The 25,914-nt window shown below is 60.4% G+C and carries 29 protein-coding genes; 28 read left to right on the forward strand and 1 reads right to left on the reverse strand.

The genetic code is table 11. From position 1 onward, the window contains the following. Positions 1-25: 25 nt before the first annotated feature. Genes rluC through sppA form a run of 3 tightly spaced genes read left to right on the forward strand, consistent with a single transcriptional unit; the run spans position 26 to position 2,651 of the window. Entirely contained in the window at positions 26-988 is a 963-nt protein-coding gene (rluC, locus tag M0808_RS06905) for a 23S rRNA pseudouridine(955/2504/2580) synthase RluC (protein ID WP_007950779.1), read from the forward strand. After that, entirely contained in the window at positions 975-1,637 is a 663-nt protein-coding gene (locus tag M0808_RS06910; RefSeq protein ID WP_047598802.1) for an HAD-IA family hydrolase, read from the forward strand. Before rluC ends, M0808_RS06910 begins: the two co-directional genes overlap by 14 nt. A 24-nt stretch (positions 1,638-1,661) precedes the next feature. Beyond that, on the forward strand, positions 1,662-2,651 hold the full coding sequence (gene sppA / locus M0808_RS06915; protein ID WP_247840455.1) for a signal peptide peptidase SppA: 990 nt from the start codon (positions 1,662-1,664) through the stop codon (positions 2,649-2,651). Between the two features lie 52 nt (positions 2,652-2,703). On the opposite strand, the gene M0808_RS06920 is transcribed toward sppA, so the two are convergent. Beyond that, positions 2,704-3,282 carry a nucleoside triphosphate pyrophosphatase gene (locus M0808_RS06920; RefSeq protein ID WP_247840457.1) on the reverse strand — a complete coding sequence of 193 codons (579 nt, stop codon included), beginning with the start codon at positions 3,280-3,282 and terminating at the stop codon, positions 2,704-2,706. A gap of 105 nt (positions 3,283-3,387) precedes the next feature. Between M0808_RS06920 and M0808_RS06925 the strand changes: the two genes are divergently transcribed. The 25 genes from M0808_RS06925 to M0808_RS07045 all read left to right on the forward strand — a co-directional run bounded on the left by M0808_RS06925 (position 3,388) and on the right by M0808_RS07045 (position 25,854). Next, on the forward strand, positions 3,388-3,915 hold the full coding sequence (locus tag M0808_RS06925) for a YceD family protein (protein WP_003204262.1): 528 nt from the start codon (positions 3,388-3,390) through the stop codon (positions 3,913-3,915). 13 nt (positions 3,916-3,928) lie between these two features. After that, entirely contained in the window at positions 3,929-4,111 is a 183-nt protein-coding gene (rpmF, locus tag M0808_RS06930; RefSeq protein WP_003179396.1) for a 50S ribosomal protein L32, read from the forward strand. A 4-nt stretch (positions 4,112-4,115) separates the two neighbouring features. After that, positions 4,116-5,126 carry a phosphate acyltransferase PlsX gene (gene plsX / locus M0808_RS06935; RefSeq protein ID WP_080963300.1) on the forward strand — a complete coding sequence of 337 codons (1,011 nt, stop codon included), beginning with the start codon at positions 4,116-4,118 and terminating at the stop codon, positions 5,124-5,126. A 122-nt stretch (positions 5,127-5,248) separates the two neighbouring features. Beyond that, on the forward strand, positions 5,249-6,187 hold the full coding sequence (fabD, locus tag M0808_RS06940; protein ID WP_098965023.1) for an ACP S-malonyltransferase: 939 nt from the start codon (positions 5,249-5,251) through the stop codon (positions 6,185-6,187). Between the two features lie 16 nt (positions 6,188-6,203). Then, positions 6,204-6,944 (forward strand): 3-oxoacyl-ACP reductase FabG, encoded by a 741-nt coding sequence (gene fabG / locus M0808_RS06945; RefSeq protein WP_027612356.1) that lies wholly within the window; start codon positions 6,204-6,206, stop codon positions 6,942-6,944. A gap of 196 nt (positions 6,945-7,140) precedes the next feature. After that, entirely contained in the window at positions 7,141-7,377 is a 237-nt protein-coding gene (gene acpP / locus M0808_RS06950; protein ID WP_003175607.1) for an acyl carrier protein, read from the forward strand. 108 nt (positions 7,378-7,485) lie between these two features. Continuing rightward, positions 7,486-8,730: a beta-ketoacyl-ACP synthase II gene (fabF, locus tag M0808_RS06955; RefSeq protein ID WP_003227039.1), complete on the forward strand. Its 1,245-nt coding sequence runs from the start codon at positions 7,486-7,488 to the stop codon at positions 8,728-8,730. Next, a complete protein-coding gene (gene pabC, locus M0808_RS06960; protein WP_247840458.1) occupies positions 8,730-9,545 on the forward strand; it encodes an aminodeoxychorismate lyase in 816 nt (271 codons plus the stop codon). The genes fabF and pabC overlap by 1 nt, the downstream gene beginning before the upstream one ends. 3 nt (positions 9,546-9,548) lie before the next feature. Then, positions 9,549-10,745 carry an endolytic transglycosylase MltG gene (gene mltG / locus M0808_RS06965; protein WP_247840461.1) on the forward strand — a complete coding sequence of 399 codons (1,197 nt, stop codon included), beginning with the start codon at positions 9,549-9,551 and terminating at the stop codon, positions 10,743-10,745. 19 nt (positions 10,746-10,764) lie between these two features. Then, entirely contained in the window at positions 10,765-11,397 is a 633-nt protein-coding gene (gene tmk / locus M0808_RS06970) for a dTMP kinase (RefSeq protein WP_247840463.1), read from the forward strand. Continuing rightward, a complete protein-coding gene (locus M0808_RS06975) occupies positions 11,390-12,373 on the forward strand; it encodes a DNA polymerase III subunit delta' (protein ID WP_098965017.1) in 984 nt (327 codons plus the stop codon). The genes tmk and M0808_RS06975 overlap by 8 nt, the downstream gene beginning before the upstream one ends. 42 nt (positions 12,374-12,415) lie before the next feature. Then, on the forward strand, positions 12,416-12,772 hold the full coding sequence (locus M0808_RS06980) for a PilZ domain-containing protein (RefSeq protein WP_007967607.1): 357 nt from the start codon (positions 12,416-12,418) through the stop codon (positions 12,770-12,772). A gap of 15 nt (positions 12,773-12,787) precedes the next feature. Next, positions 12,788-13,579, forward strand: a complete 792-nt coding sequence (locus M0808_RS06985) for a TatD family hydrolase (RefSeq protein ID WP_247840465.1) — start codon at positions 12,788-12,790, stop codon at positions 13,577-13,579. Positions 13,580-13,931: 352 nt separating this feature from the next. Next, entirely contained in the window at positions 13,932-14,570 is a 639-nt protein-coding gene (locus M0808_RS06990; protein ID WP_007950805.1) for a TetR/AcrR family transcriptional regulator, read from the forward strand. 137 nt (positions 14,571-14,707) lie between these two features. Continuing rightward, positions 14,708-15,676: a radical SAM protein gene (locus M0808_RS06995; RefSeq protein WP_247840467.1), complete on the forward strand. Its 969-nt coding sequence runs from the start codon at positions 14,708-14,710 to the stop codon at positions 15,674-15,676. A 170-nt stretch (positions 15,677-15,846) separates the two neighbouring features. Then, entirely contained in the window at positions 15,847-16,452 is a 606-nt protein-coding gene (locus M0808_RS07000; RefSeq protein WP_007967613.1) for a DUF4823 domain-containing protein, read from the forward strand. A gap of 15 nt (positions 16,453-16,467) precedes the next feature. Next, positions 16,468-17,028 (forward strand): DUF1285 domain-containing protein, encoded by a 561-nt coding sequence (locus tag M0808_RS07005; protein ID WP_247840470.1) that lies wholly within the window; start codon positions 16,468-16,470, stop codon positions 17,026-17,028. A 192-nt stretch (positions 17,029-17,220) separates the two neighbouring features. Continuing rightward, on the forward strand, positions 17,221-17,937 hold the full coding sequence (locus M0808_RS07010) for a FadR/GntR family transcriptional regulator (RefSeq protein WP_247840472.1): 717 nt from the start codon (positions 17,221-17,223) through the stop codon (positions 17,935-17,937). A gap of 132 nt (positions 17,938-18,069) precedes the next feature. Then, entirely contained in the window at positions 18,070-18,945 is an 876-nt protein-coding gene (locus M0808_RS07015) for an SMP-30/gluconolactonase/LRE family protein (RefSeq protein ID WP_247840474.1), read from the forward strand. Positions 18,946-19,215: 270 nt separating this feature from the next. Then, positions 19,216-20,034, forward strand: a complete 819-nt coding sequence (locus M0808_RS07020; RefSeq protein ID WP_247840476.1) for an SDR family oxidoreductase — start codon at positions 19,216-19,218, stop codon at positions 20,032-20,034. 278 nt (positions 20,035-20,312) lie between these two features. Then, positions 20,313-21,317 carry a substrate-binding domain-containing protein gene (locus M0808_RS07025; RefSeq protein ID WP_047295641.1) on the forward strand — a complete coding sequence of 335 codons (1,005 nt, stop codon included), beginning with the start codon at positions 20,313-20,315 and terminating at the stop codon, positions 21,315-21,317. Between the two features lie 33 nt (positions 21,318-21,350). After that, on the forward strand, positions 21,351-22,895 hold the full coding sequence (gene araG / locus M0808_RS07030; RefSeq protein ID WP_134787069.1) for an L-arabinose ABC transporter ATP-binding protein AraG: 1,545 nt from the start codon (positions 21,351-21,353) through the stop codon (positions 22,893-22,895). A 12-nt stretch (positions 22,896-22,907) separates the two neighbouring features. Beyond that, complete coding sequence (gene araH / locus M0808_RS07035; RefSeq protein ID WP_027612371.1) at positions 22,908-23,876, forward strand: L-arabinose ABC transporter permease AraH; 969 nt, start codon at positions 22,908-22,910, stop codon at positions 23,874-23,876. A 269-nt stretch (positions 23,877-24,145) separates the two neighbouring features. Next, entirely contained in the window at positions 24,146-24,859 is a 714-nt protein-coding gene (locus tag M0808_RS07040) for a GntR family transcriptional regulator (RefSeq protein WP_027612372.1), read from the forward strand. Further along, on the forward strand, positions 24,856-25,854 hold the full coding sequence (locus M0808_RS07045) for an ADP-ribosylglycohydrolase family protein (protein ID WP_247840478.1): 999 nt from the start codon (positions 24,856-24,858) through the stop codon (positions 25,852-25,854). The genes M0808_RS07040 and M0808_RS07045 overlap by 4 nt, the downstream gene beginning before the upstream one ends. Positions 25,855-25,914: the final 60 nt, after the last annotated feature.

Raw genomic sequence — 25,914 nt, forward strand, 5'->3', positions numbered from 1 at the left:
CATAAAAATTGTTATCATCCGCGGCATGACAACTACTGCCCCTTCGACTCCAGGCGTTCAACTGCTTGAAGTCTCGCCGGAGTATGCCGGCCAACGAATCGACAATTTCCTCCTTGCCCGGCTCAAAGGCGTGCCCAAGACCTTGATTTACCGCATTTTGCGTAAAGGCGAAGTGCGCGTGAACAAGGGGCGGATCAAGCCCGAATACAAGCTGCAGGCCGGCGATATCGTGCGCGTGCCGCCGGTTCGTGTGCCTGAGCGCGACGAACCGGTGCCCTTGGCCCAGGGTCTGTTACAGCGCCTGGAAGCCTCGATTGTCTACGAAGACAAAGCCCTGATCGTGATCAACAAGCCCGCCGGCATTGCGGTTCACGGCGGCAGTGGCTTGAATTACGGGGTGATCGAAGCCTTTCGTCAGTTGCGTCCTGACGCCAAGGAGCTGGAGCTGGTTCACCGTCTCGACCGTGACACCTCCGGCCTGCTGATGATCGCCAAGAAGCGCAGCATGCTGCGGCACTTGCATGCCGCCCTGCGCGGTGACGGTGTCGACAAGCGCTACATGGCGCTGGTGCGCGGCAATTGGGCGACCTCGATCAAGCAAGTCCGTGCGGCGCTGGGCAAGAGCAATCTGCGCTCCGGCGAGCGCATGGTCGAGGTTGACGAGGAGGAGGGCAAGGAGTCGGTGACCGTGTTCAAGGTCCTGCGTCGTTTCGGCGACTTTGCCACTCTGATCGAAGCCAAGCCGATCACCGGTCGCACCCATCAGATCCGCGTCCATACGTTGCACGCCGGGCACTGCATTGCCGGCGACACCAAGTACGGCGATGACGGTTTCAGCAAGGAGATCCGTGATCTGGGCGGCAAACGTCTGTTCCTGCACGCCTACATGCTGACCGTGCCGCTGCCCGATGGCGGCGAGCTCAAGTTGCAGGCACCAGTGGATGAAATGTGGGCCAAGACCGTGGAGCGATTGAGTGCGCCCATCTGATTACAAACTGCTGATTTTCGATTGGGACGGCACCCTCGCCGATTCCATTGGTCGGATTGTCGAGGCGATGCATTCTGCGTCCGGGCGTTCCGGTTTCGAGTTGCGCGATGATTTTGCCGTCAAGGGCATCATCGGTCTGGGCTTGCCCGAGGCGATCCGCACCTTGTACCCGGACATCAGCGATGCCGAGATGACCCTGTTTCGCGAGTATTACGCCGACCACTACATCGCGGCAGAAGCCGTGCCTTCGCCGCTGTTCGAAGGCGTAGTGGAGTCGATGGCGTCGTTTCGCGAGCAGGGCTACCACCTGGCGGTCGCGACCGGCAAGAATCGTCGTGGACTGGATCGGGTGCTCAAGGCCAATGGCTGGGAAGATTATTTCGATATCACCCGCGCCGCCGACGAGACCGCGAGCAAGCCGCATCCGCTGATGCTCGAGCAGATTCTCGCGCATTGTCGCGTGCGGCCCGAACAGGCGCTGATGGTCGGGGATTCGTCCTTCGATCTGCTGATGGCGCGTAATGCGGGCATGGCGTCGGTGGCGGTCAGCTACGGCGCGCAGTCGATCGAGTCGCTGCAGCAGTTCGAGCCGCGCCTGTCGATCGACCGTTTTAGTGAATTGCACGCCTGGCTGGGGCAGCAGGCTTAATACGTTTTTGCTGGGGTACAGCGCATGACCGACGAATGGAAAGCACCGGCCAAGGCAAGTGCCGACGACGGTGACGAGAAAAGCTGGAAGCTGCTGGAAAAGACTTTGCTGGCCAGTGTGCAGGAGCAGCGTCGCTCGCGGCGTTGGGGGGTCTTCTTCAAGCTGCTGACGTTTGTTTATCTGTTTGTTGCGCTGATCCTGTTCACGCCGCTGATGGACATGGAAAAGAGCGCCACCCGTGGCCCGAACTACACCGCGCTGATCGACGTCACCGGCATGATTGCCGACAAGGAGCCTGCCAGTGCCGACAACATTGTCGGTAGCCTGCGAGCAGCCTTCGAGGACAAGAAGGTCAAGGGCGTGATCCTGCGGATCAACAGTCCGGGCGGCAGTCCGGTGCAGTCGGGTTATGTGTATGACGAGATCAAGCGTCTGCGCGGTCTGCACCCGGATACCAAGGTGTACGCGGTGATTTCCGATCTCGGTGCGTCCGGTGCCTATTACATCGCCAGTGCGGCGGATCAGATCTATGCCGACAAGGCCAGTCTGGTCGGCTCCATTGGTGTAACGGCGGCCGGTTACGGGTTTGTCGGCACCATGGACAAGCTCGGCGTCGAGCGTCGCACTTATACCTCGGGCGAGCACAAATCGTTTCTGGATCCGTTCCAGCCGCAGAAGCCTGACGAAACCGCATTCTGGCAGACCGTGCTGGATACCACGCACAAGCAGTTCATCAATAGCGTCAAGCAGGGTCGTGGCGATCGCTTGAAGGACAAGGAGCATCCGGAGCTGTTCTCCGGGCTGGTCTGGTCCGGCGAGCAGGCGCTGCCATTGGGCTTGATCGATGGCCTGGGCAATGCCAGTTCGGTGGCGCGGGATGTGATTGGCGAGAAAGAACTGGTGGATTTCACTGTGCAGGAATCGCCGTTCGACCGCTTCTCGAAGAAGCTCGGTGCCAGCGTGGCTGAGCAGTTGGCGATGTGGATGGGTTTCCACGGGCCTTCGTTGCGTTAAGCCTGGTGCAGTGTTGAAAAGAAACCGGCCTCAATGGCCGGTTTTTTGTGCGTTAAGGGATTTGCACGCCCTCGGCCAGCAGCATGTCGATCAGGCGAATCAGCGGCAGGCCGATGAGGCTGGTGGCGTCAGGCCCTTCGGTGGATTGGAACAGGCTCACGCCCAATCCTTCGGCCTTGAAGCTGCCGGCGCAGTCGTAGGGCTCCTCCAGGCGCAGGTAGCGTTCAATTCGCGCCTCGTCGAGCTGACGCATGTGCACGGTAAACGGCACGCAGTCGACCTGGCAGTGGCCGGTCTGGCTGTTGAGCAGGGCCAGGCCGGTGAGGAAGGTCACGCTGGCGCCGCTGGCGGCGAGTAGTTGCTCGCGAGCCTTGTCGAAGGTGTGTGGCTTGCCGATGATCCGATCACCGAGCACTGCGACCTGGTCCGAGCCAATAATCAGATGAGCGGGATGGCTCGCGGCGAGTGCGCGGGCTTTCTGTTCGGCGAGGCGCTTGACCAGTTCGATGGCGGATTCGCCCGGCTGGTGGCTTTCGTCGATATCCGGCGAGCTGCAGACGAACGGCAGGTGCAGGCGGGCGAGTAATTCCCGGCGATAAGTCGAGCTTGAGGCGAGTAATAAAGGCAGCATTGGCGTCTCCTGAGGCAGGTGCGAATTCTAGCGGAGGCACGCAAGTGACGGACAGGGCACAATTTCCTTTGACATGGGTGGGTGCATCCCTATAATGCTGCGCCTATGTTGAATGACCCGATTCCACCTCACGTTGACCCGCGCAAATTGGCTGACCGTGGCACCACCCTTCAAGGTGAACTGCTGCTGGCCGATTTGAAGAGACTCTGCGACCCGCTTTCCGACGATGTCGGTACGGTGCAGGCCAAATTCGTTTTTGAACGAGATGAACGTAAATCTGTGGTGATCCACAGCTTTATCGACACCGAAGTCAAAATGGTTTGCCAGCGTTGTCTTGAGCTGGTCACCCTGCCGATCCACAGCGAATGCAGTTACGCTGTAGTGAAGGAGGGTGCGAATACCCAGTCGTTACCGAAAGGTTATGACGTGCTGGAACTGGGCGAAGATCCATTGGATCTGCAGTCACTGATCGAGGAGGAGCTTCTGCTCGCCTTGCCCATTGTGCCTGCTCATCATCCGGAAGAATGCCAGCAGCCGGCGGGAGCAGATGAACCCGAACCGAGCGAGGACGAGGTAACGCGGTCCAACCCGTTCAGTGTATTGGCGCAGTTAAAGCGTGACCCAAACGTTTAGGAGTTAATCAATTATGGCTGTTCAGCAGAACAAAAAATCCCGCTCTGCCCGTGACATGCGCCGTTCGCACGACGCTCTCGAGGCTAGCACCCTGTCTGTAGAAAAAACCACTGGTGAAGTTCACCTGCGTCACCACGTATCGCCAGAAGGCGTATACCGTGGCCGTAAAGTGATCGACAAGGGCGCTGACGAGTAATCACTTGTCCGCTCAAGTCATCGCAATTGACGCAATGGGCGGGGACTTCGGTCCCCGCAGCATTGTTCAGGCCAGCCTTGCTTGCCTTTCTGCTACGCCCTCGCTGCACCTGACCCTCGTCGGTCAACCCTCCCTACTTGAAGAACTGATCAACGGCCAATCGGCTGCCGATCGCGCGCGCCTGACAATTGTCCCGGCGTCTGAAGTCATCACCATGGACGAAAAGCCGACTCAGGCCTTGCGTGGCAAGCCGGACTCGTCGATGCGTGTCGCCCTTGAACTGGTGCGTGATGGCAAGGCTCAGGCCTGTGTCAGTGCCGGCAATACCGGGGCGTTGATGGCGCTGTCGCGATTTGTGCTCAAGACCTTGCCGGGGATTGATCGGCCGGCGATGGTGGCGGCGATTCCGACGCAGAAGGGTTATTGCCAGTTGCTCGACCTGGGCGCCAACGTCGATTGCAGCGCCGAGCATCTATTGCAGTTCGCGGTGATGGGCTCGGTGGCGGCGCAGACGCTGGGCATCGCCCGGCCGCGTGTCGCGTTGCTGAATATCGGCACCGAGGACATCAAGGGCAATCAGCAAGTCAAGCTGGCGGCGACCTTGTTGCAGGCGGCGCGCGGCATTAACTACATCGGTTTTGTCGAGGGCGATGGTCTTTATCGCGGCGAGGCAGATGTGGTGGTCTGCGACGGGTTTGTCGGCAATATCCTGCTCAAGTCCAGCGAGGGCCTGGCGACGATGATCGCTGCGCGCATCGAGGCCTTGTTCAGGAAAAACTTCGCTTCCCGCGTGGTAGGTGCTTTGGCCCTGCCATTGATGAAGCGCCTGCAGGCGGATCTCGCACCGGCGCGACATAACGGCGCAAGCTTCCTCGGCTTGCAGGGCATCGTGGTGAAAAGTCACGGTTCGGCCGGGGTTCAGGGCTTTCAGAGCGCGATTCAGCGCGCGCTGATCGAGATTCAGGAGAACCTGCCCGAACGCCTCCACGGTCGTCTGGAGGATCTGTTGTCTTAGGCGTTTTCGTCGGACAATGCTTAAATGTGACCGCCCGGTTCAAAGGGCCATCCAACTGTCAGTTTCTTGCGTCCCCCAGTGGGGCGTCATTTTCGACGACAAGATCATTAGGGGCTTGTTACATGTCTGCTTCCCTCGCATTCGTCTTTCCAGGACAGGGTTCGCAGTCCCTCGGCATGCTGGCCGAGCTGGGCGCGGAATATCCGTTGATCCTCGAAACCTTCAAAGAAGCCTCCGCTGCTCTGGGCTATGACCTGTGGGCACTGACCCAGCAGGGCCCGGAAGAGCTGCTCAATCAAACCGACAAAACCCAACCGGCCATTCTGACCGCTTCGATCGCCCTGTGGCGTCTGTGGCTGGCTGAAGGTGGCGCGCGTCCGGCATTTGTTGCCGGTCACAGCCTGGGTGAATACAGCGCGCTGGTTGCTGCCGGCAGCCTGAGCCTGGCCGACGCGGTGAAGCTCGTCGAGCGCCGTGGCCAGTTGATGCAGGAAGCCGTTCCGGCCGGGCAGGGCGGCATGGCTGCGATCCTCGGTCTGGAAGATGCCGACGTGCTGGCAGCCTGTGCCGAAGCGGCGCAGGGCGAAGTGGTCAGCGCGGTGAACTTCAACTCGCCGGGTCAGGTAGTGATTGCCGGCGCCAAGGCTGCGGTTGAGCGTGCCATCGAGGGCTGCAAGGCCCGTGGCGCCAAGCGTGCCATGCCGTTGCCGGTGAGCGTGCCGTCGCATTGCGAACTGATGCGTCCGGCTGCCGAGCGCTTTGCCGAATCCATCGCCGCCATCGACTGGCAGGCGCCGCAGATCCCGGTCGTACAGAACGTCAGCGCGCAAGTGCCGGCCGATCTGGAAACCCTCAAGCGTGATCTGCTTGAACAGCTGTACAAGCCCGTTCGTTGGGTTGAATCGGTTCAGACCCTGGCTGCCAAAGGTGCGACCAATCTGATCGAATGCGGCCCGGGCAAAGTGCTGGCCGGTCTGAACAAACGTTGCGCCGAAGGCGTTTCGACCTCCAATCTCAACACCCCAGACGCTTTCGTTGCCGCCCGTGCAGCGCAGGCCTGAATCAGGAGAAACTTGCATGAGTCTGCAAGGTAAAGTTGCACTGGTCACCGGTGCAAGCCGCGGTATCGGCCAGGCTATCGCACTGGAACTGGGTCGTCAGGGCGCCATCGTCGTTGGCACCGCGACCTCCGCCAAGGGTGCCGAGGCGATCGCTGCCACGCTCAAGGAGCACGGCATTCAAGGTACCGGCCTGGAACTGAACGTCACCAGCGACGAATCCGTTGCCGCCGTGATCGCGAGCATTCAGGAGCAGTTCGGCGCGCCGGCGATTCTGGTCAATAATGCCGGCATCACCCGCGATAACCTGATGATGCGCATGAAAGACGATGAATGGTACGACGTGATCGATACCAACCTGAACAGTCTGTATCGCCTGTCCAAGGGCGTTTTGCGTGGCATGACCAAGGCGCGCTGGGGCCGAATTATCAGTATTGGCTCGGTGGTGGGTGCCATGGGCAACGCAGGCCAAGTAAACTATGCAGCCGCCAAGGCCGGTCTGGAAGGTTTCAGCCGTGCGATGGCGCGTGAAGTCGGTTCGCGTTCGATTACGGTCAACTCGGTAACCCCTGGGTTCATCGACACCGATATGACCCGCGAACTGCCGGAAGCACAGCGTGAAGCCTTGCAGACGCAGATTCCGCTGGGCCGTCTGGGACAAGCTCAAGAGATCGCCTCGGTGGTCGCTTTTCTTGCATCCGACGGTGCGGCATACGTCACTGGGGCTACAATCCCGGTGAACGGTGGGATGTACATGTAAGTAAAATGTGACGGATTGCTTCAAAAAAATGTCATACGAGCTGTCTAAAATCCGTTATAAAGCTGCAATCTATTTATAGGCAGAGGGCCGCAGGGTTTGAGGAGTGAAGCTTTCAGTTGAAAAGCTGAAAAGCCTTTCTATACACTTACCCACTGGCCAGCTGCCTGAATTTGTCCATTAGGAGTGAAAACAAGGTATGAGCACCATCGAAGAGCGCGTCAAGAAAATCGTTGCCGAGCAACTGGGCGTTAAAGAAGAAGAAGTGGTCAACACTGCTTCCTTCGTTGAAGACCTGGGTGCCGACTCCCTTGACACCGTTGAGCTGGTGATGGCTCTGGAAGAGGAATTCGAGACCGAAATCCCTGACGAAGAAGCTGAGAAGATCACTACTGTACAAGCTGCAATCGACTACGTTACTAGCCACCAGGCGTAATAGTTTGTAATCGTTGTTTGCTGTCATGGAAAAACCGCACTGCCATCATGGCGTGCGGTTTTTTCTTTAGGCCTGATGCAAAGTCGTCATTTGAAAAAGGAGAGTGCTGTGTCGCGTAGACGCGTCGTAGTCACCGGTATGGGTATGTTGTCGCCACTGGGCACGGATGTGCCGAGCAGTTGGCAGGGCATTCTGGCTGGCCGCAGTGGCATTGGTCTGATCGAACACACCGACCTTTCTGCCTATTCCACCCGTTTTGGCGGCTCGGTAAAGGGCTTCAATGTCGAGGAATACCTGTCGGTCAAGGAAGCACGCAAGCTCGACCTGTTCATTCAGTACGGTCTGGCCGCGGGTTTTCAGGCTGTTCGCAACGCCGGTCTGGAAGTCACCGACGCCAACCGTGAGCGCATTGGCGTGGCCATGGGCTCGGGCATCGGCGGTCTGACCAACATCGAAGAAACCAGCCGTACCCTGCATGAGACGGGCCCGCGTCGAATTTCGCCATTCTTCGTGCCAGGCTCGATCATCAATATGATTTCCGGTTTTCTGTCCATCCACCTGGGTGCACAGGGGCCGAACTACGCCATTTCCACTGCCTGTACCACCGGTACGCACTGCATTGGCATGGCGGCGCGCAACATCATGTACGACGAGGCCGACGTGATGATCGCTGGCGGTGCCGAGATGGCCGCGTGCGGTCTGGGCATGGGCGGCTTCGGCGCGTCCCGTGCGCTGTCGACCCGCAACGACGAGCCGACCCGCGCCAGTCGTCCATGGGACAAGGGCCGTGATGGCTTCGTGCTGTCTGACGGTGCCGGTGCGCTGGTACTCGAAGAACTCGAGCACGCCAAGGCCCGTGGCGCCACGATCTACGCCGAGCTGATCGGCTTCGGCACCAGTGGCGATGCGTTCCACATGACGTCGCCACCCGCTGATGGCGCTGGTGCAGCGCGCTGCATCACCAATGCGCTGCGCGATGCGAAGATCAACATCGACCAGGTGCAGTACATCAACGCCCACGGTACTTCGACCCCGGCCGGCGACCTTGCCGAAGCCAACGCGATCAAGACCGTGTTCGGTGATCACGCCTACAACCTGGCGGTCAGCTCCACCAAGTCGATGACCGGTCACCTGTTGGGTGCGGCGGGCGCGGTCGAGGCGATCTTCAGCGTACTGGCGATCAACAGTCAGGTGGCACCGCCGACGATCAACCTCGATGAGCCGGATGAAGGCTGCGATCTCGATTTCGTGCCGCACACTGCGCGCAACATGGACATCGACGTCGTACTGTCCAACTCGTTCGGGTTTGGCGGCACCAACGGCACATTGGCATTCCGTCGGTTCGCCGGGTGATGGACAGCTGGGTCGACGGTCAGCCGGCTGACGCTCTGTCGCTGAAAGATCGCGGCCTGGCTTATGGCGATGGGCTGTTCGAGACCATTGCCGTGCACGGCGGCCAGCCGGTATTGCTGGATCGTCACCTGACGCGTTTGGCCGAGGGCTGCTCGCGTCTGGCCATCGCCGCGGATATCGAGCGGGTTCGCAGCGAGCTACTGGCTTATGCCGCGGCAATGGGCGAGGGCGTGCTCAAGCTCATTCTCACCCGTGGTGACGGCTTGCGTGGCTACGCACCCGATCCTGCGGCACAGGGTCGACGCATTCTGCAAGGCAATCCGCCTGCTGCTTATCCTGCCGTGCATGGCGAGCAGGGCGTGCGCCTGTTTCCCTGCGTCACGCGATTATCCAACCAGCCGTTGCTGGCCGGTCTCAAGCATCTGAATCGTCTGGAGCAAGTGCTCGCCCGCGCCGAATGGCACGATGGCGAACATGCCGAAGGCTTGATGCTTGATCAGGCCGGGCGCGTCATCGAAGGCGTGTTCAGCAACCTGTTTCTGGTGCGCGACGGCGTACTGATCACCCCGGATCTGAAGCGCTGTGGCGTGGCCGGTGTGATGCGTGCTGAAATATTGTTTCAGGCCGAGTCATTGGCCATCCCCACTCAAATCACCGACATCAGCCTCGAACAGCTGCAATGGGCTGATGAAGTCTTTATCTGCAACAGCGTGTATGGCGTCTGGCCGGTACGCGCCTACGCTGCACTGAGCTGGCCGGTTGGCCCGCTCACCCGTAAACTGCAAACCATTGCCCGTGCGCTACTGGATGCCTGATTCGTGAGACGTAAACTCTTGCTGCTGCTGGAAACCGGACTGGTTCTGGCAGGGCTGCTGATGGGCGCCAGCGCCTGGAAAATTCATTCGGCGCTGGAACAGCCCCTGAACATCACGCAGGAAGAACTGCTGGATGTGCCGAAGGGCTCGACGCCGACCCGTACCTTTCTTGAACTTGAAACCGATGGGGTCATCAAGGACGCCTTCTGGTTGCGCATCTACTGGCGCTTCAATCTGGCCGGCACACCGATCCATACCGGCGAATACCGCATGCAGCCGGGCATGACTGTCAACGGTCTGATCGACCTGTGGAAGCGCGGCGAAGTGGTGCAGTACAGCCTGACACTGGTCGAGGGCTGGAATTTCCACCAGGTCCGTGCCGCGCTGGCAAAAGACGAAAAGATCGAGCAGACCCTCAAGGGCTTGAGCGACAGCGAAGTGATGGAGAAAATCGGCCATCGCGGGCTGTTCCCGGAAGGGCGATTCTTCCCGGATACCTACCGCTTTGTGCGCGGTGTTTCCGACGTCGAATTGCTGAAGAAAGCCTTCGACCGCCTCGACGAGGTGTTGGCCAAGGAGTGGGAAAACCGCTCGGCCGATGCGCCGTACAGTGAGCCGTATCAGGCGCTGATCATGGCCTCGCTGGTGGAAAAGGAAACCGGTGTGCCGCAGGAGCGTGGGCAGATTGCCGGCGTGTTCGTGCGTCGCATGGCGCTGGGCATGCAGTTGCAGACCGATCCGACCGTGATCTACGGCCTGGGCGATCGCTACACCGGCAAGTTGACCCGTGCTCATCTCAAGGAGCCGACGCCCTACAACACCTATGTGATTCCCGGATTGCCGCCGACGCCGATTGCCATGGTCGGCCGCGAGGCGATTCACGCCGCGCTCAATCCGGTGGAAGGCAACAGCCTGTATTTTGTTGCCCGTGGCGATGGTAGCCATGTGTTCTCCGATGATCTGGACGCACACAACAGTGCAGTGCGCGAATTCCAGCTCAAGCGCCGCGCCGATTATCGCTCCAGCCCGGCCCCGGCAAATACGCCGGCCGCTCCGGCTACTGCGACCGAGGAGGCGACTCCTGCGGCATCTCCTGATACCGCGCCTGAAGCGCTGCCACAGGTTCCCGCTCAGGAACCCGCGCCGACGCCGGCTCCTGCTGCCGAACCCGCGACGACCGCACCGCAGAACGCGCAATGACTTTGATTAAGGACTGCCTGTGACTGGCTTGTTTATTACCCTGGAAGGCCCGGAAGGCGCCGGCAAGAGCACCAACCGCGAATACCTCGCCGAGCGCCTGCGCGCCGAAGGTGTCGAAGTAGTGCTGACCCGCGAACCCGGGGGTACGCCACTCGCCGAGCGCATTCGCGATGTGCTGCTGGCCCCGGCCCATGAAGTCATGAACCCCGATACCGAGCTGTTGCTGGTGTTCGCCGCGCGCGCCCAGCATCTGGCCGAAGTGATCCGTCCGGCGCTGGCTCGCGGCGCGGTGGTGCTGTGCGATCGTTTCACCGACTCGACTTACGCCTATCAGGGCGGAGGTCGTGGTTTGTCGCTGGAACGCATTGCTGCGCTGGAGACGTTCGTTCAGGGCGACCTGCGTCCGGATCTGACGCTGATTTTCGATCTGCCGGTGGAAATCGGCCTGGCCCGCGCCAGTGCCCGTGGCCGTCTGGACCGATTTGAACTGGAAGGCCGGGCGTTTTTCGAAGCGGTACGCAATGCGTTTCTGCAACGCGCCGAGGCTGATCCGGCGCGCTATGTGCGCATCGATGCCGGTCAGTCATTGGTCAAGGTTCAGCAAGCGCTGGATACCTTGATTCCGAACTTGCTGGAGCTGATTCGTGGCTGAGGCCTATCCATGGCAGGACAGCCTCTGGCAGCAACTGGCCGGACGTAGCCAGCACGCCCACGCGTACTTGCTGCACGGCCCGGCCGGGATCGGCAAGCGCGCGTTGGCCGAGCGCCTGATGGCCAGCCTGCTCTGTCAGCGTCCTACGCCGGAAGCGTGCGGCGAGTGCAAATCCTGCCTGCTGCTCAAGGCCGGCAGCCATCCGGACAATTACATCCTTGAGCCGGAAGAAGCCGACAAGGCGATCAAGGTCGATCAGGTCCGTGATCTGGTCAGTTTCGTGGTGCAGACCGCGCAGCTGGGCGGGCGCAAGGTGGTGCTGATCGAGCCGGTGGAGTCGATGAACATCAACGCCGCCAACGCCTTGCTCAAGAGCCTCGAAGAGCCGTCCGGCGATACCGTGTTGTTGCTGGTCAGCCACCAGCCGAGCCGTTTGCTGCCGACAATCAAGAGCCGCTGCGTGCAGCAGGCATGTCCGCTGCCGGGCGAGGCCATGAGCCTGCAATGGCTGGCGCAGGCGCTGCCGGAGTGTTCCGAAGAGGAGCGTGTCGAATTGCTGACGCTAGCGGCTGGTTCGCCGTTGGCGGCAGTCAGCCTGCAGTCCCAGGGCGTGCGTGAACAGCGGGCGCAGGTGGTCGAAGGGGTGAAGAAGCTGCTCAAACAGCAGCAATCGCCGACGCAACTGGCCGAAGAGTGGAAAAGCATTCCGATGCTGCGCCTGTTCGACTGGTTCTGCGACTGGTCGAGCCTGATCTTGCGCTATCAGCTGACCCAGGATGAAGCCGGTCTCGGTCTGACCGATATGCGCAAAGTCGTGCAGTACCTGGCGCAGAAAAGCGCCCAAGGCAAAGTCCTCGATATTCAGGACTGGATTCTCGCCCAGCGGCAGAAAGTCCTGAGCAAAGCCAACCTCAACCCGGCACTGCTGCTGGAAGCGTTGTTGGTGCAATGGGCGGGATTGCCTGGTCAAAGATAAGAATGTGTACCTAGACTCTGAACATCAGCAGTGGAGGTCAACATGAATGAAGCCATCAGCCCGGGGCCGCGCAACGGCATCCTGTCCCTGACCATCAAGGACAAATCGGTGCTTTACGCCGCCTACATGCCGTTCATCAAGAACGGTGGCCTGTTCATCCCGACCAACAAGAGCTACAAGTTGGGCGACGAGGTGTTCATGCTGCTGAACCTGATGGACGAGGCGGAGAAGATTCCGGTGGCCGGCAAGGTCGCCTGGATCACCCCCAAAGGCGCTCAGGGTAACCGCGCAGCCGGCGTCGGCGTGCAATTCAACGATGGCGACAACACCGCCCGCAGTCGCATTGAAACCCATCTGGCCGGAGCACTGAAATCCGACCGTCCCACTCATACGATGTAAGTAGCCGTCTTTTTTATGCTCGTAGATTCCCATTGTCACCTTGATCGCCTCGACCTCGCCGCCCATGACGGTTCGCTGGATGCTGCACTCGATGCGGCTCGCCAGCGCGGGGTAGGGCACTTCCTGTGTATCGGCGTGAGTGCCGACAACGCTGCCGACGTCAAAGCTCTGGCCGAGCGCTATGACGACGTTGATTGCTCGGTCGGTGTGCACCCATTGGATGTGCAACCGGGCGCGGCGCCGGCGCTGGACTGGCTGCTACACGAGCTCAATCACCCGAAAGTGGTGGCGATCGGTGAAACCGGTCTGGATTATCACTACGAACCGGAAGCCGCCGAGCTGCAGCAGGAATCTTTCCGCCTGCATCTGCAAGCCGCACAGCAGACCGGCAAACCGGTGATCATCCACACCCGTGGCGCCCGCGCCGATACCCTCGAGCTACTGCGTGAAGCGGCGTTGCCCCAGGCCGGTGTGCTGCATTGCTTCACCGAAGACTGGGACATGGCCAAAGCCGCGCTGGACATGGGCTATTACATTTCCCTGTCGGGCATCGTCACCTTCCGCAACGCCGACGCCCTACGCGACGTGGCGAGCAAAGTGCCGGCCGATCGCTTGCTGGTGGAGACCGACTCGCCGTATCTGGCGCCGATCCCTTATCGTGGCAAACCGAATCTGCCGCAGTACGTGCGTGAGGTGGCTGGGTTTCTGGCGATGCTGCGTGGGGAGAGTTACGAGCGGTTTGCCGAGCAGACCACCGAGAACTTCAAGCGCCTGTTTCCGCTGGCCTCTGTCAAATCTGCCATGTAGGTCATCGCCAAATCGCAGGCAAAAAAAACCCGGGTTCTGGGGGGTGAATCCGGGTTAAGACCATTAGGAGTAAAACAAAGGCACGCGGTCCCTTGGTACCTTTACCGGCACGGCACTTGGGGGAGATGCCGCCCGACAGTTCAAGTATTGATCAGTCTGGCGTTCAGTCCAGTTAGCCGGTCGGGGTTTTTAAACAAATTTGGAATACGTGCGCTTCAGTTGAGTTCTCATTGCACCCCTGGCGTTCGCAAAATGAACAAGAAACGCAGATATGGTCGGATGATCCGTGCATTTTTGTGCAAGTTAGGCATAATACGCGGCTTCGAATTTTGACCCCTACAGACCTTTTCTTATGCACAAAGAACCTCGTAAGGTCCGTGAGTTTCGTCGCCGCGAGCAAGAAATTCTCGATACCGCGCTCAAGCTGTTCCTCGAACAAGGTGAAGACAGCGTCACCGTCGAGATGATTGCTGATGCCGTGGGTATCGGCAAAGGCACGATCTACAAGCATTTCAAATCCAAGGCCGAAATTTATCTGCGCCTGATGCTCGATTACGAGCGTGATTTGAACGAGCTGCTGCATTCGGCCGATGTCGACAAGGACAAGGAAGCGCTGTCCCGTGCCTACTTCGAATTCCGCATGCGCGACCCGCAGCGCTACCGCCTGTTCGACCGTCTCGAAGAGAAGGTGGTAAAAGGCAATCAGGTGCCGGAAATGGTCGAGGAGCTGCACAAGATCCGTGCCTCGAACTTCGAACGCCTGACCCTGCTCATCAAGGGCCGGATCAGCGAAGGCAAGCTCGAAGACGTGCCGCCGTATTTCCACTACTGCGCGTCCTGGGCGCTGGTGCACGGCGCGGTGGCGCTGTATCACTCGCCGTTCTGGAGCAATGTTCTGGAAGATCAGGAAGGTTTCTTCCAGTTCCTGATGGACATCGGCGTGCGCATGGGCAACAAGCGCAAGCGCGACCCGGAAACACCGAGCAGCTGAATCATTCAGCGGCCTTATTGCCCCATGATTTCGCTACATGACGCAGTACCGCAGGAATATACTCAGGCATAGGGCTTGCTAAAACTTGATTTGTGAGTCAAGTTTTAGCGGCTCGAAATTCTATCGCCGGAGTGATCATGATCGTTGACCGTCAAGGCAGGCGTTTTCGCAATTTGCGCATCAGCCTGACTTCAGCCTGCAATTACGCCTGTACCTACTGCGTGCCCAACGGCAAGCGGTTGGTGGCTGCGCAGGATGAACTGTCGGCCGAGGCCATGGCCCGTGGCGTGGCTTATCTGATCGAAGCCGCCGGCATCGAGCGCTTGCGCATCACCGGTGGCGAACCGCTGGTCAGCCCCAAACTCGAATCTTTCATGAGCGCCGTCGGCAAGATGGGCCTGGAAGACATCAGCCTGACCACCAATGGTCAACTCCTGGCGAAGAAGCTGCCGCTGCTGGTGGACGCCGGTCTGCGCCGGATCAACGTATCCCTCGATACCCTGGATGCCGACGCGTTCCGCAGTATCGCCCGTGGCGGCGATCTGGCGACCGTGCTCGATGGCATGGACCAGGCGAAAGCGGCGGGACTGAAGATCAAGGTCAACATGGTGCCGTTGCGTGGGCAGAACCTGGATCAGGTGATGCCGCTGCTCGATTACTGCCTGGAACGGGGCTATGAATTGCGTTTCATCGAGTTGATGCGCATGGGCCACCTCGCCACCGACTCCAACGCCTTCCTGCAACAGTTCGTCAGCCTGCAGCAACTGCTGAGCCTGATCGGCGAGCGCTACGAGTACGCCCAGGCAGATGCGCCGGTGGATGCCACGGCCGTGCGCTATGCGATACCGGGCCGCGGCCATTTCGGCGTGATCGCCAACGAAAGCGTGCCGTTCTGCAGAACCTGTTCGCGCTTGCGTCTGTCGTCGACCGGTTGGCTGCATGGCTGCCTGTCGTCGAGCAACCGCCACTATGTCGGTGATCTGCTCGACAAGCCGCGCCATCAGGCGTTGCCGGCGTTGCAGCGTCTGTTGGTCAAGGCGTTGGGCGACAAGCAGGAAGTGGCATTCTCCGGTGGCGCTACGGTCATGAAGATTATCGGCGGCTGAACAACCGCTTTCGCGAGCAAGCTCGCTCCCACATTTCGAATGCATTCTCCTGTGGGAGCGAGCTTGCTCGCGAATACGATCTTACGATCAACGAATTTCCTGAGCTGGCGCAAAAGCTGCATCCAACGGCCATTCGCCGGTTTTCCGTCACCGGCTTCTGGAGGATGAGGATGCGTAGCCTGGTTTTGCTGCTGGCCGTTTTGGCGCTTGGCGGCTGTATGACTGTCAGCGATATGGCCGAAGGCACTCGCTATCAGATGAGCGACGCGGGGCTGCTGGATCACAGCGACAGCCGTCGGGTGAACAACTTCCGCATTCAGCCGGATTCGTTCATCTACATCGCTCAGGGCGCATTCGCACCGCCGGGTGGCTCCTACCCACGGCCGAACGTGGTGGCTGAAGAAGCGTTCAAGGGCTTTGTCGAATACTTCCCGATGGTCCGCCGCGCCCGTGCCCCTGAAGGCCTCGATCAGGCGATGGGCGAAGCGCGCGATGCTGGCGCGCACTACCTGCTGTACACCCGTTTCGCCAAGGCTGACGACCGTATCGGCAACTCTGACGAATGGCTCGATCAGGAAGCCGTGGATCGCCTCGGCATCGACGGTGGGGTGATTCAGATCATGTTGATCGAGACCAGCACCCAGTATTTGATTGATACTGCACGGATCAAGAGTCGTGGCGGTTTACTGACGTTCCACGATAACAAGCCGGAAGACCTGATCGGCCCGCCGCTGGCGCAATACGCGCGCAGCCTGCTGGGAGTCGGCGACCAATAAACCAAGGAGTACGCCATGAGTGGACCGCAAAAAGCCAATGACCTGTTGGGACAGATCCCCAAAACCAAAGGCCTGCCGCCGGTGCACTTGTGGAACCCGGACTTCTGCGGCGACATCGATATGCGCATCGCCCGCGACGGCACCTGGTATTACCTGGGCACGCCGATCGGGCGCAAGCCGATGGTCAAGCTGTTCTCCACCATCATCCGCCGCGACGGCGATGATTACTTCCTGATTACCCCGGTCGAAAAGGTCGGGATCAAGGTCGACGACGCGCCGTTCGTGGCGATTGCCGTGGAAGCCGAAGGCGAGGGCGAAGCGCAGGTCTTGCGTTTCACTACCAACGTTGAAGAGACTGCTGAGGCCGGGCCGGAACATCCGATCCGCGTCGAGATCGACCCAACAACCCAGGAACCTGCGCCTTATGTGCACGTGCGCACCAACCTCGAAGCGCTGATTCATCGCAATGTGTTTTACCAACTGGTGGAACTGGCGGTCAGTCGTGAGATCGATGGGCAGCGCTGGTTGGGCGTATGGAGCGGCGGCGAGTTCTTCCGGATCGGCCTCGAACCCTGACAATGAATCAAATGTGGGAGGGGGCTTGCTCCCGAAGGCGGTGTGACAGTCACCCTATGTATTGACTGCTGCACTGCCTTCGGGAGCAAGCCCCCTCCCACATTGATTGATGGACAACCTGAAAATCTGATTTGACACCCAATCATATGATCATTAGCGTGGACACCCATCGCCAAGCGCTTTGAGGTGTCCATGTCCAGCAGCTTTCATGCATCAACGGTCGATTGGCTGGGCAGCTGGATTGCCGCTGGCCAGGTCAAGCCGGGGCAGGCGATCAAGGTCGAGGCGGATCTCGGCCAGCAGCTAGGTGTCAGCCGCACGGTGATTCGCGAAGCGATCAAGACCCTCGTCGCCAAAGGCATGCTCGAAGTCGGGCCTAAGGTTGGCACTCGCGTGTTACCGGTACGGCGCTGGAACCTGTTCGATCCGCAAGTGGTTGGCTGGCTGTCGCGCAACGGCCTGCCGGAAAACTTTGTTGATGACCTGCTCGACCTGCGCCGCACCATCGAACCGATGGCCGTGCGCTGGGCCTGCGAGCGCGCCAGCCTGGAGCAGATTCACGCGGTGCAACTGGCCTACAACGCGCTGGAGCGGGCTGTCGACAGCGGCATCGATTACAACCGCGCCGACCAGTCCTTCCACGAATGCATTCTGGCGGCCAGCCACAACCAGTTCATCGAGCAAATGGTCCCGGCCCTCGGCGCCTTGCTCGCCGTGTCGTTTGAAGTCTCCGCTGCCGACCCCGATGAACTACGGCGCACCTTGCCGATCCACAAAGACATGGCCGACGCCATTGCTGCCCGTGATTCAGCACGCGGGGTCTGGGCCTGCATGACCTTGATCGACAACGCCGACCTGGCGATCAAACGCTTTTACCCGCAGGTGATGGCCGACAAAAAAGCCAGCTGAGAACACAAATCCCCCTGTAGGAGTGAGCCTGCTCGCGATAGCGGTGGGTCAGTCACAATCGTCGTCACTGACCCACCGCTATCGCGAGCAGGCTCACTCCTACAGTTAGAACAACAACATGAAGGATTCAATATGCCGTTGACCGCCGTAACCCAACACCGCGCCAGGCTCGGTGAAGGGCCATTCTGGGACGCCCCGACCCAGGCGCTGTACTGGGTCGATATCGCCGGCAAGCAGGCGCTGCGGCTGATCGGCAACAACGTGCAGATCTGGCAGATGCCCGAGCACGTTTCCGCGTTCATCCCCTGTGCCAGTGGCGACGCATTGGTGACATTGAGCAGCGGCGTGTACCGCCTGGACCTCGATTCCCCCGGTCTCGAACCACGCCTGACGCTGTTCTGCATCGCCGACCCGCAACCCGGCAACCGGCCCAACGAAGCACGCTGCGACGCCCAAGGCCGACTGTGGCTCGGCACCATGCAGAACAACATAGGTGACAACGGCGAAGACCTGCCGATCGAGCGTCGTTCCGGTGGCTTGTTCCGCATTGACCCCGACCAGCGTGTCACGCCATTGCTGCTCGGTCTCGGCATTCCCAACACACTGCTGTGGAGTGATGACGGCACCACGCTGCTGTTCGGCGACAGTCTCGACGGGGCGCTCAATCGCTATTTCATTCACACCGACGGCAATCTGGATAACGCCGAGATCTGGTATGGCCCTGACCAGAATGGTGGCCCGGACGGATCGGCAGTCGACGCCGAGGGCTATGTCTGGAACGCCCGTTGGGACGGCAGCTGCCTGTTGCGCCTGACGCCGGACGGCAAGGTCGATCGCAGAATCGACCTGCCCGTCAGCCGGCCAACCAGTTGCGTATTCGGCGGCGAAGACCTGAAAACCCTGTACATCACCAGCGCCCAGAGTCCGCGCAACCATCCACTGGATGGCGCAGTCCTGTCGATGAGGATCGATGTGCCGGGCAAACTCTGCACACGCTTCGCTGGCTAAATCCCAAAATATGGGATGCAAAATTATATATTGAGATTATTTGGCAGTCGGGTTTATAGTCGGCTCCAGCAGTAACACGCACTCACACTTAAAAAGAACAAAACAGGTGAAGTGATGCAGCGAACCTCTATCGCACTCCTCAGCGGAGTCAGCGTCTCGCAGCGGCCCGGCGTCGCTCGCCGCGCCTGCCTGTTTCGTTTTCACAGTTTTCCAGACCGGACATCGGCAGATGCCCGGTTTTTTTGTGCTGACGAACAGGAGTCCTGATCCATGGCTGAACCTCTTTCCTTGCCGCCGGTGCCCGCGCCGCCGAAGGGTGAGCGTTTGAAAAACAAAGTGGTGCTGCTGACCGGTGCCGCTCAAGGCATCGGCGAAGCCATCGTTGCCAGCTTCGCCTCGCAGCAGGCCAGACTGGTGATCAGCGATATTCAGGCGGAGAAAGTCGAGAAGGTTGCTGCTCACTGGCGCGACAAGGGCTACGACGTGCAGGCGATCAAGGCTGACGTCTCGCGCCAGCAAGACCTGCATGCCATGGCCAGGCGGGCTATCGAGCTGCACGGGCGCATCGACGTGCTGGTCAACTGCGCCGGGGTCAACGTGTTCCGCGACCCGCTGCAAATGACCGAAGAAGACTGGCGTCGTTGCTTCGCCATCGATCTGGACGGCGCCTGGTACGGTTGCAAAGCCGTGCTGCCGCAGATGATCGAGCAGGGTGTCGGTAGCATCATCAACATCGCCTCGACCCATTCCAGCCACATCATTCCCGGCTGTTTCCCGTATCCGGTGGCCAAGCACGGCCTGCTTGGGCTGACCCGAGCGCTGGGCATCGAATATGCGGCGAAGGGCGTTCGGGTCAACGCTATCGCCCCGGGCTACATCGAGACGCAACTCAACGTCGATTACTGGAACGGCTTTGCCGATCCCCACGCCGAGCGTCAACGCGCATTCGATCTGCACCCGCCGAAACGCATTGGCCAGCCGCTCGAAGTGGCGATGACCGCAGTGTTCCTGGCCAGTGATGAAGCGCCGTTCATCAACGCCTCGTGCATCACCATCGATGGTGGGCGCTCGGTGATGTACCACGACTGAGTGGATCGTGTTTCAGGCGGTGAACTCCGCTTGAAATCCAATCATCATACGATATGACTATTTTCAACAGGCTTTGCAGCAGTACGTGTCACGCCACCACACCTGTGGCGAGGGAGCTTGCTCCCGCTCGGCTGCGCAGCAGTCGTAAATTCGGGCTGCGCGGTGTGTTTGATTGACCGAGGTAACCGGTTTTAGGGCCGCTTCGCAGCCCAGCGGGAGCAAGCTCCCTCGCCACAAGCTGTTTAATTTGCTCAAGAAAAATAACAAGGAGTCAGCTTATGAAACGTCGTTTCGGGATTCGTACCCTGTGCAGTGCCGCCCTGGCGGTCACCGCGTTCAGTCTGAGCAGTACGCTGCTCGCTGCCGATGCCGTGAAAATCGGTTTCCTGGTCAAACAGGCTGAAGAGCCGTGGTTCCAGACCGAGTGGGCCTTCGCCGAGAAAGCCGCCAAGGACAAAGGCTTCGAACTGATCAAGATCGCCGTGCCAGACGGTGAGAAAACCCTCTCGGCCATCGACAGCCTCGCGGCCAACGGTGCCAAAGGCTTCGTGATCTGCCCGCCGGACGTCTCGCTCGGCCCGGCGATCATGGCCAAAGCCAAACTCAATGACCTGAAAGTGATTGCCGTGGACGATCGTTTCGTCGACGCCAGCGGCAAGTTCATGGAGGACGTGCCGTACCTCGGCATGGCCGCGTTCGAAGTCGGCCAGAAGCAGGGCAACGCGATGGTCGCCGAAGCGAAGAAGCGCAACTGGGACTGGAAAGACACCTACGCGGTGGTCAACACCTACAACGAACTCGACACCGGCAAGAAGCGCACCGACGGTTCGATGAAGGCGCTCGAAGACGCCGGCCTGCCGAAAGACCACATCCTGACCGCCGCACTGAAAACCCTCGACGTGCCAGGCAGCATGGACGCCACCAACTCGGCGCTGGTCAAGCTACCCAGCGCAGCGAAGAACCTGATCATTGGCGGCATGAACGACAACACCGTGCTCGGCGGCGTGCGCGCCACCGAAGCCGCCGGGTTCGCTGCGGCCAACGTGATCGGTATCGGCATCAATGGCACCGACGCCATCGGCGAGCTGAAAAAGCCCAACAGCGGTTTCTTCGGTTCGATGCTGCCAAGCCCGCACATCGAAGGCTACAAGACTGCCGAGATGATGTACGAGTGGGTCACCACCGGCAAAGAGCCGCCGAAGTACACGGCGATGGACGACGTCACCCTGATCACCCGCGAGAACTTCAAGCAAGAGCTGGAAAAAATCGGCCTGTGGAATTGATGGCTGCTCGATCGGTGTGAAGAGGTGACTCAGATGCACGCGCAAGTACAGACACATGCAAGCAGCGCCGGCGGCAGCCTGCGCTTCAACGGGATCGGCAAGACCTTCCCCGGGGTCAAGGCGCTGGACGCCATCAGCTTCGTCGCCCATCCAGGGCAGGTGCACGCCTTGATGGGCGAGAACGGCGCCGGCAAATCGACCCTGCTGAAAATCCTCGGCGGCGCCTACATCCCTAGCAGCGGCGAGTTGCAGATCGGCGAGCAGACCATGGCGTTCAAGTCGACCGCCGACAGCATCGGCAGCGGCGTCGCGGTGATTCACCAGGAGCTGCATCTGGTGCCGGAAATGAGCGTGGCCGAGAACCTGTTTCTCGGTCATCTGCCGGCCAGTTTCGGCCTGATCAATCGTGGCGTCCTGCGCCAGAATGCCTTGGCCTGCCTCAAGGGCCTGGCCGATGAAATCGATCCGCAGACCAAGGTCGGGCGCCTGTCGCTCGGTCAGCGGCAATTGGTGGAAATCGCCAAGGCGCTGTCCCGTGGCGCGCATGTGATCGCCTTCGATGAGCCGACCAGCAGCCTCTCGGCGCGCGAAATCGACCGTTTGATGGCGATCATCAGCCGCCTGCGCGATGAGGGCAAAGTGGTGCTCTACGTCTCGCATCGCATGGAAGAAGTGTTTCGCATTTGCGATGCGGTGACGGTGTTCAAGGACGGCCGTTACGTGCGCACCTTCGATGACATGAGCCAGTTGACCCACGATCAACTGGTGACCTGCATGGTCGGCCGCGACATTCAGGACATCTACGATTACCGCAGTCGTCCACGCGGCGCGGTGGCGCTGAAGGTCGATGGTTTGCTGGGCCCGGGGCTGCGTGAGCCGGTGAGTTTCGAGGCGCACAAGGGCGAGATTCTCGGGCTGTTCGGCCTGGTCGGGGCCGGGCGCACCGAGCTGTTTCGCTTGCTCAGCGGGCTTGAACGCAACACCGCCGGACGCCTCGAATTGCGCGGGCATGAATTGAAGTTGCGCTCGCCGCGCGACGCGATTGCCGCCGGGATCCTGCTGTGCCCCGAGGACCGGAAAAAAGAGGGGATCATCCCGCTGGCCAGCGTTGCCGAGAACATCAACATCAGCGCGCGCGGTGCCAATGCCAGCCTCGGCTGCCTGCTGCGCGGGCTGTGGGAGAAGGGCAACGCCGACAAGCAGATCAAGGCGCTGAAAGTCAAAACCCCGCACGCCGGTCAGCAGATCAAATTCCTGTCCGGCGGCAATCAGCAGAAGGCCATTCTCGGCCGCTGGCTGTCGATGCCGATGAAGGTGCTGCTGCTCGACGAGCCGACTCGCGGCATCGACATCGGCGCCAAGGCCGAGATCTACCAGATCATCCATAACCTGGCCGCCGACGGTATTTCGGTGATCGTGGTGTCCAGCGACCTGATGGAGGTGATGGGCATTTCCGACCGCATTCTGGTGCTCTGCGAAGGCGCGCTGCGCGGCGAAGTCAGCCGCGACCAGGCCAATGAATCCAACCTGCTGCAACTGGCTTTGCCGCGCCATCGCGCTGACGGCGTGGCGAACTGAGAGGTGACTATGATGACCATCCAAAACAAGGCGCTGCCGACTCCCCGCAAACCGCTGGACCTGCGGCGCTTCCTCGACGACTGGGTCATGCTGCTGGCGGCGATCGGTATCTTCGTCGCCTGCACGCTGCTGATCGATAACTTCCTCTCGCCGCTGAACATGCGCGGGCTGGGTCTGGCGATTTCCACCACCGGCATTGCCGCGTGCACCATGCTGTATTGCCTGGCGTCGGGTCACTTCGACTTGTCGGTGGGCTCGGTGATCGCCTGCGCGGGGGTCGTTGCGGCGGTGGTGATGCGCGACACCAACAGCGTGTTCCTCGGCGTCAGTGCGGCGCTGGTGATGGGCCTGATTGTCGGGCTGATCAACGGCATCGTGATCGCCAAGTTGCGGGTCAACGCGTTGATCACCACGCTGGCGACCATGCAGATCGTTCGCGGCCTGGCGTACATTTTTGCCAACGGCAAAGCGGTGGGCGTGTCGCAGGAATCGTTCTTCGTCTTCGGCAACGGCCAGCTGTTCGGCGTGCCGGTGCCGATCCTGATCACCATCGTCTGCTTCCTGTTTTTCGGCTGGCTGCTGAACTACACCACCTACGGGCGCAACACCATGGCCATCGGTGGCAACCAGGAGGCGGCATTGCTCGCCGGGGTCAACGTTGACCGGACCAAGATCATCATCTTCGCCGTGCACGGCGTGATCGGTGCGCTGGCCGGGGTGATTCTGGCGTCGCGCATGACCTCCGGGCAGCCGATGATCGGCCAGGGTTTCGAGCTGACGGTGATCTCGGCGTGTGTGCTCGGCGGCGTGTCGCTGAGCGGCGGGATCGGCATGATCCGGCATGTGATTGCCGGGGTGCTGATTCTGGCGATCATCGAGAACGCGATGAACCTGAAGAACATCGATACGTTTTATCAGTATGTGATTCGTGGTTCGATTCTGTTGCTGGCCGTCGTCATCGACCGCCTGAAACAACGCTGAGATCAAAAGCTCCCCCTCACCCTGGCCCTCTCCCAGAGGGAGAGGGGACTGATTGGGGGATCTTTCAGAGATACATCGACCTGAAAGTGCTTTGCTGAATCCATAATCGACTGGATTTTTCAGGTCGATGTAGAGCGTGAAACTGCTCGGTCAGTCCCCTCTCCCTCCGGGAGAGGGCTAGGGTGAGGGGCTTTTGATTCTCCCGCCTTCTGTCACCTTCCCTAAATTTCCCTTGCCCGCCCGCACCCGTTTCGGGTATCACTTTGTACATGATTAGACAGGTACGATTTGACAAGAAACAACGGGTGGTCGACGAACTCGTCCGGCGCATTGAAAGCGGCCTCATGGAGGACGGCTTTCTGTTGCCCGGCGAGCATCAGTTGGCTCAGGAATTCAACGTTAGCCGTGGCACGTTGCGCGAAGCGCTGGCCGAACTGAAGCGGCGCAATTACATCGCCACGCAAAGCGGGGTCGGCTCGATCGTCACCTTCGATGGTGTCGCGCTCGATCAGCGCAGCGGCTGGGCGCAGGCGTTGGCCGACAGCGGGGCGCTGATCAACACCGAAGTGCTGCGCCTGGAAGCGGTGACGCGGCCTGATCTGCTTTCGCGCTTCGGCACCGACCAATTCATCACCCTCGATCGCCGTCGTCGTTCCAACGACGGCACGCTGGTGTCCCTTGAACGTTCTTTGATGCCGGCCACCGGCGGCCTGGAAAGCCTGCCGCGGGTCGGTCTGATCGACAACTCGCTGACCATCACCCTCGCTGCCTACGGCTACATCGGCGAGCGCGGCGATCAGTGGATCGGCGCCGAACCACTCAATGCCGAAGACGCCGAACTGCTCGGGCGCCCGGTCGGCACCGTGTTCCTCAAGGCCCTGCGTACCACCTACGACCGGCAGAACCGTTTCATGGAGCAGGTCGAAAGCCTGCTCGACCCGGTGCATTTCCGCCTGCACCTGCAATTTGGAGAATCGAAATGACCGCGCTCAACCGTGCCCTCGGTGCGTTTTATGGCCTGGCCCTCGGTGATGCGCTGGGCATGCCGACGCAATCGTTGAACCGCGAAACGATCAAGACCCGCTTTGGCCGGATCACCGATCTGCAGGATGCCGGTCCTCTGCAACCGATCGCCGCCAACATGCCCAAAGGCTCGATCACCGACGACACCGAACAGGCGATTCTGGTCGGTCAGTTGCTGGTCGAAGGCAAGGGTCAGATCGAGCCGGCAGTCCTCGCTCAACGGCTGATCGAGTGGGAAGCCGAGATGCAGGCCAAGGGGTCGCAGGACCTGCTCGGCCCGTCGACCAAACGCGCCATTGAAATGATCCTCGCCGGGCATTCGCCGGAGGAGGCCGGGCGTTACGGCACCACCAACGGCGCGGCCATGCGCATCACTCCGGTGGGCATCGCGGCAGACGTCGCCGATCCTGAGCGTTTCATCGCAGCCGTGGTCCAGGCCTGTCAGGTCACCCACAACACCACGCTGGGGATTTCCAGTGCGGCGGCGGTGGCGGCGGTGGTTTCGGCCGGGATCAACGGCATGGATCTGGGCGAGGCATTGAACCTTGGCCAGCAGATTGCGCAGCAGGCCGAGGCGCATGGGCACTGGGTGGCCGGCGGGCGCATCGCTTCGCGCATCAGTTGGGCGCGAACCATCAGCGTCGACAGCGACAAGGCGCTGCTGGCGGATCTGCTGTACGACGTGATCGGCACTTCGGTGGCCTCGCAGGAATCGGTCGTAGTGTCGTTCGCCCTGGCGCAGCAAGTGGCCGTTGGCGAGATGAGCGCATTCGATGCGTTGTGCATGGCCGCCAGTCTTGGCGGTGACACTGACACCATCGCGGCGATTCTCGGCGCCATGCTCGGGGCCTGCCTGGGTCTTGAGAGTTGGCCGGCGCCGATGATTGCCACGGTCAAAGCGGTCAATCATCTGGAGCTTGAACCGTTGGTGCAGGGGCTGTTGACCCTGCGTTGACTGAGCTGACGCCTTCGCGAGCAAGCCCGCTCCCACAGGGGATTTGAGCCGTTCACAAAT

The sequence above is a fragment of the Pseudomonas sp. MWU12-3103b genome (genome assembly GCF_023100615.1).
GTDB lineage: Bacteria > Pseudomonadota > Gammaproteobacteria > Pseudomonadales > Pseudomonadaceae > Aquipseudomonas > Aquipseudomonas putida_A.

What these genes read in the sequence shown, in the direction of transcription:
- rluC (WP_007950779.1), top strand. Translation starts at nt 26, where the DNA reads ATGACAACTACTGCCCCTTCGACTCCAGGCGTTCAACTGCTTGAAGTC.
- sppA (WP_247840455.1), top strand. Translation starts at nt 1,662, where the DNA reads ATGACCGACGAATGGAAAGCACCGGCCAAGGCAAGTGCCGACGACGGT.
- M0808_RS06920 (WP_247840457.1), bottom strand. Translation starts at nt 3,282, where the DNA reads ATGCTGCCTTTATTACTCGCCTCAAGCTCGACTTATCGCCGGGAATTA.
- M0808_RS06925 (WP_003204262.1), top strand. Translation starts at nt 3,388, where the DNA reads ATGTTGAATGACCCGATTCCACCTCACGTTGACCCGCGCAAATTGGCT.
- rpmF (WP_003179396.1), top strand. Translation starts at nt 3,929, where the DNA reads ATGGCTGTTCAGCAGAACAAAAAATCCCGCTCTGCCCGTGACATGCGC.
- fabD (WP_098965023.1), top strand. Translation starts at nt 5,249, where the DNA reads ATGTCTGCTTCCCTCGCATTCGTCTTTCCAGGACAGGGTTCGCAGTCC.
- fabG (WP_027612356.1), top strand. Translation starts at nt 6,204, where the DNA reads ATGAGTCTGCAAGGTAAAGTTGCACTGGTCACCGGTGCAAGCCGCGGT.
- acpP (WP_003175607.1), top strand. Translation starts at nt 7,141, where the DNA reads ATGAGCACCATCGAAGAGCGCGTCAAGAAAATCGTTGCCGAGCAACTG.
- pabC (WP_247840458.1), top strand. Translation starts at nt 8,730, where the DNA reads ATGGACAGCTGGGTCGACGGTCAGCCGGCTGACGCTCTGTCGCTGAAA.
- M0808_RS06980 (WP_007967607.1), top strand. Translation starts at nt 12,416, where the DNA reads ATGAATGAAGCCATCAGCCCGGGGCCGCGCAACGGCATCCTGTCCCTG.
- M0808_RS06985 (WP_247840465.1), top strand. Translation starts at nt 12,788, where the DNA reads ATGCTCGTAGATTCCCATTGTCACCTTGATCGCCTCGACCTCGCCGCC.
- M0808_RS06990 (WP_007950805.1), top strand. Translation starts at nt 13,932, where the DNA reads ATGCACAAAGAACCTCGTAAGGTCCGTGAGTTTCGTCGCCGCGAGCAA.
- M0808_RS06995 (WP_247840467.1), top strand. Translation starts at nt 14,708, where the DNA reads ATGATCGTTGACCGTCAAGGCAGGCGTTTTCGCAATTTGCGCATCAGC.
- M0808_RS07000 (WP_007967613.1), top strand. Translation starts at nt 15,847, where the DNA reads ATGCGTAGCCTGGTTTTGCTGCTGGCCGTTTTGGCGCTTGGCGGCTGT.
- M0808_RS07005 (WP_247840470.1), top strand. Translation starts at nt 16,468, where the DNA reads ATGAGTGGACCGCAAAAAGCCAATGACCTGTTGGGACAGATCCCCAAA.
- M0808_RS07010 (WP_247840472.1), top strand. Translation starts at nt 17,221, where the DNA reads ATGTCCAGCAGCTTTCATGCATCAACGGTCGATTGGCTGGGCAGCTGG.
- M0808_RS07015 (WP_247840474.1), top strand. Translation starts at nt 18,070, where the DNA reads ATGCCGTTGACCGCCGTAACCCAACACCGCGCCAGGCTCGGTGAAGGG.
- M0808_RS07020 (WP_247840476.1), top strand. Translation starts at nt 19,216, where the DNA reads ATGGCTGAACCTCTTTCCTTGCCGCCGGTGCCCGCGCCGCCGAAGGGT.
- M0808_RS07025 (WP_047295641.1), top strand. Translation starts at nt 20,313, where the DNA reads ATGAAACGTCGTTTCGGGATTCGTACCCTGTGCAGTGCCGCCCTGGCG.
- araG (WP_134787069.1), top strand. Translation starts at nt 21,351, where the DNA reads ATGCACGCGCAAGTACAGACACATGCAAGCAGCGCCGGCGGCAGCCTG.
- araH (WP_027612371.1), top strand. Translation starts at nt 22,908, where the DNA reads ATGACCATCCAAAACAAGGCGCTGCCGACTCCCCGCAAACCGCTGGAC.
- M0808_RS07040 (WP_027612372.1), top strand. Translation starts at nt 24,146, where the DNA reads ATGATTAGACAGGTACGATTTGACAAGAAACAACGGGTGGTCGACGAA.
- M0808_RS07045 (WP_247840478.1), top strand. Translation starts at nt 24,856, where the DNA reads ATGACCGCGCTCAACCGTGCCCTCGGTGCGTTTTATGGCCTGGCCCTC.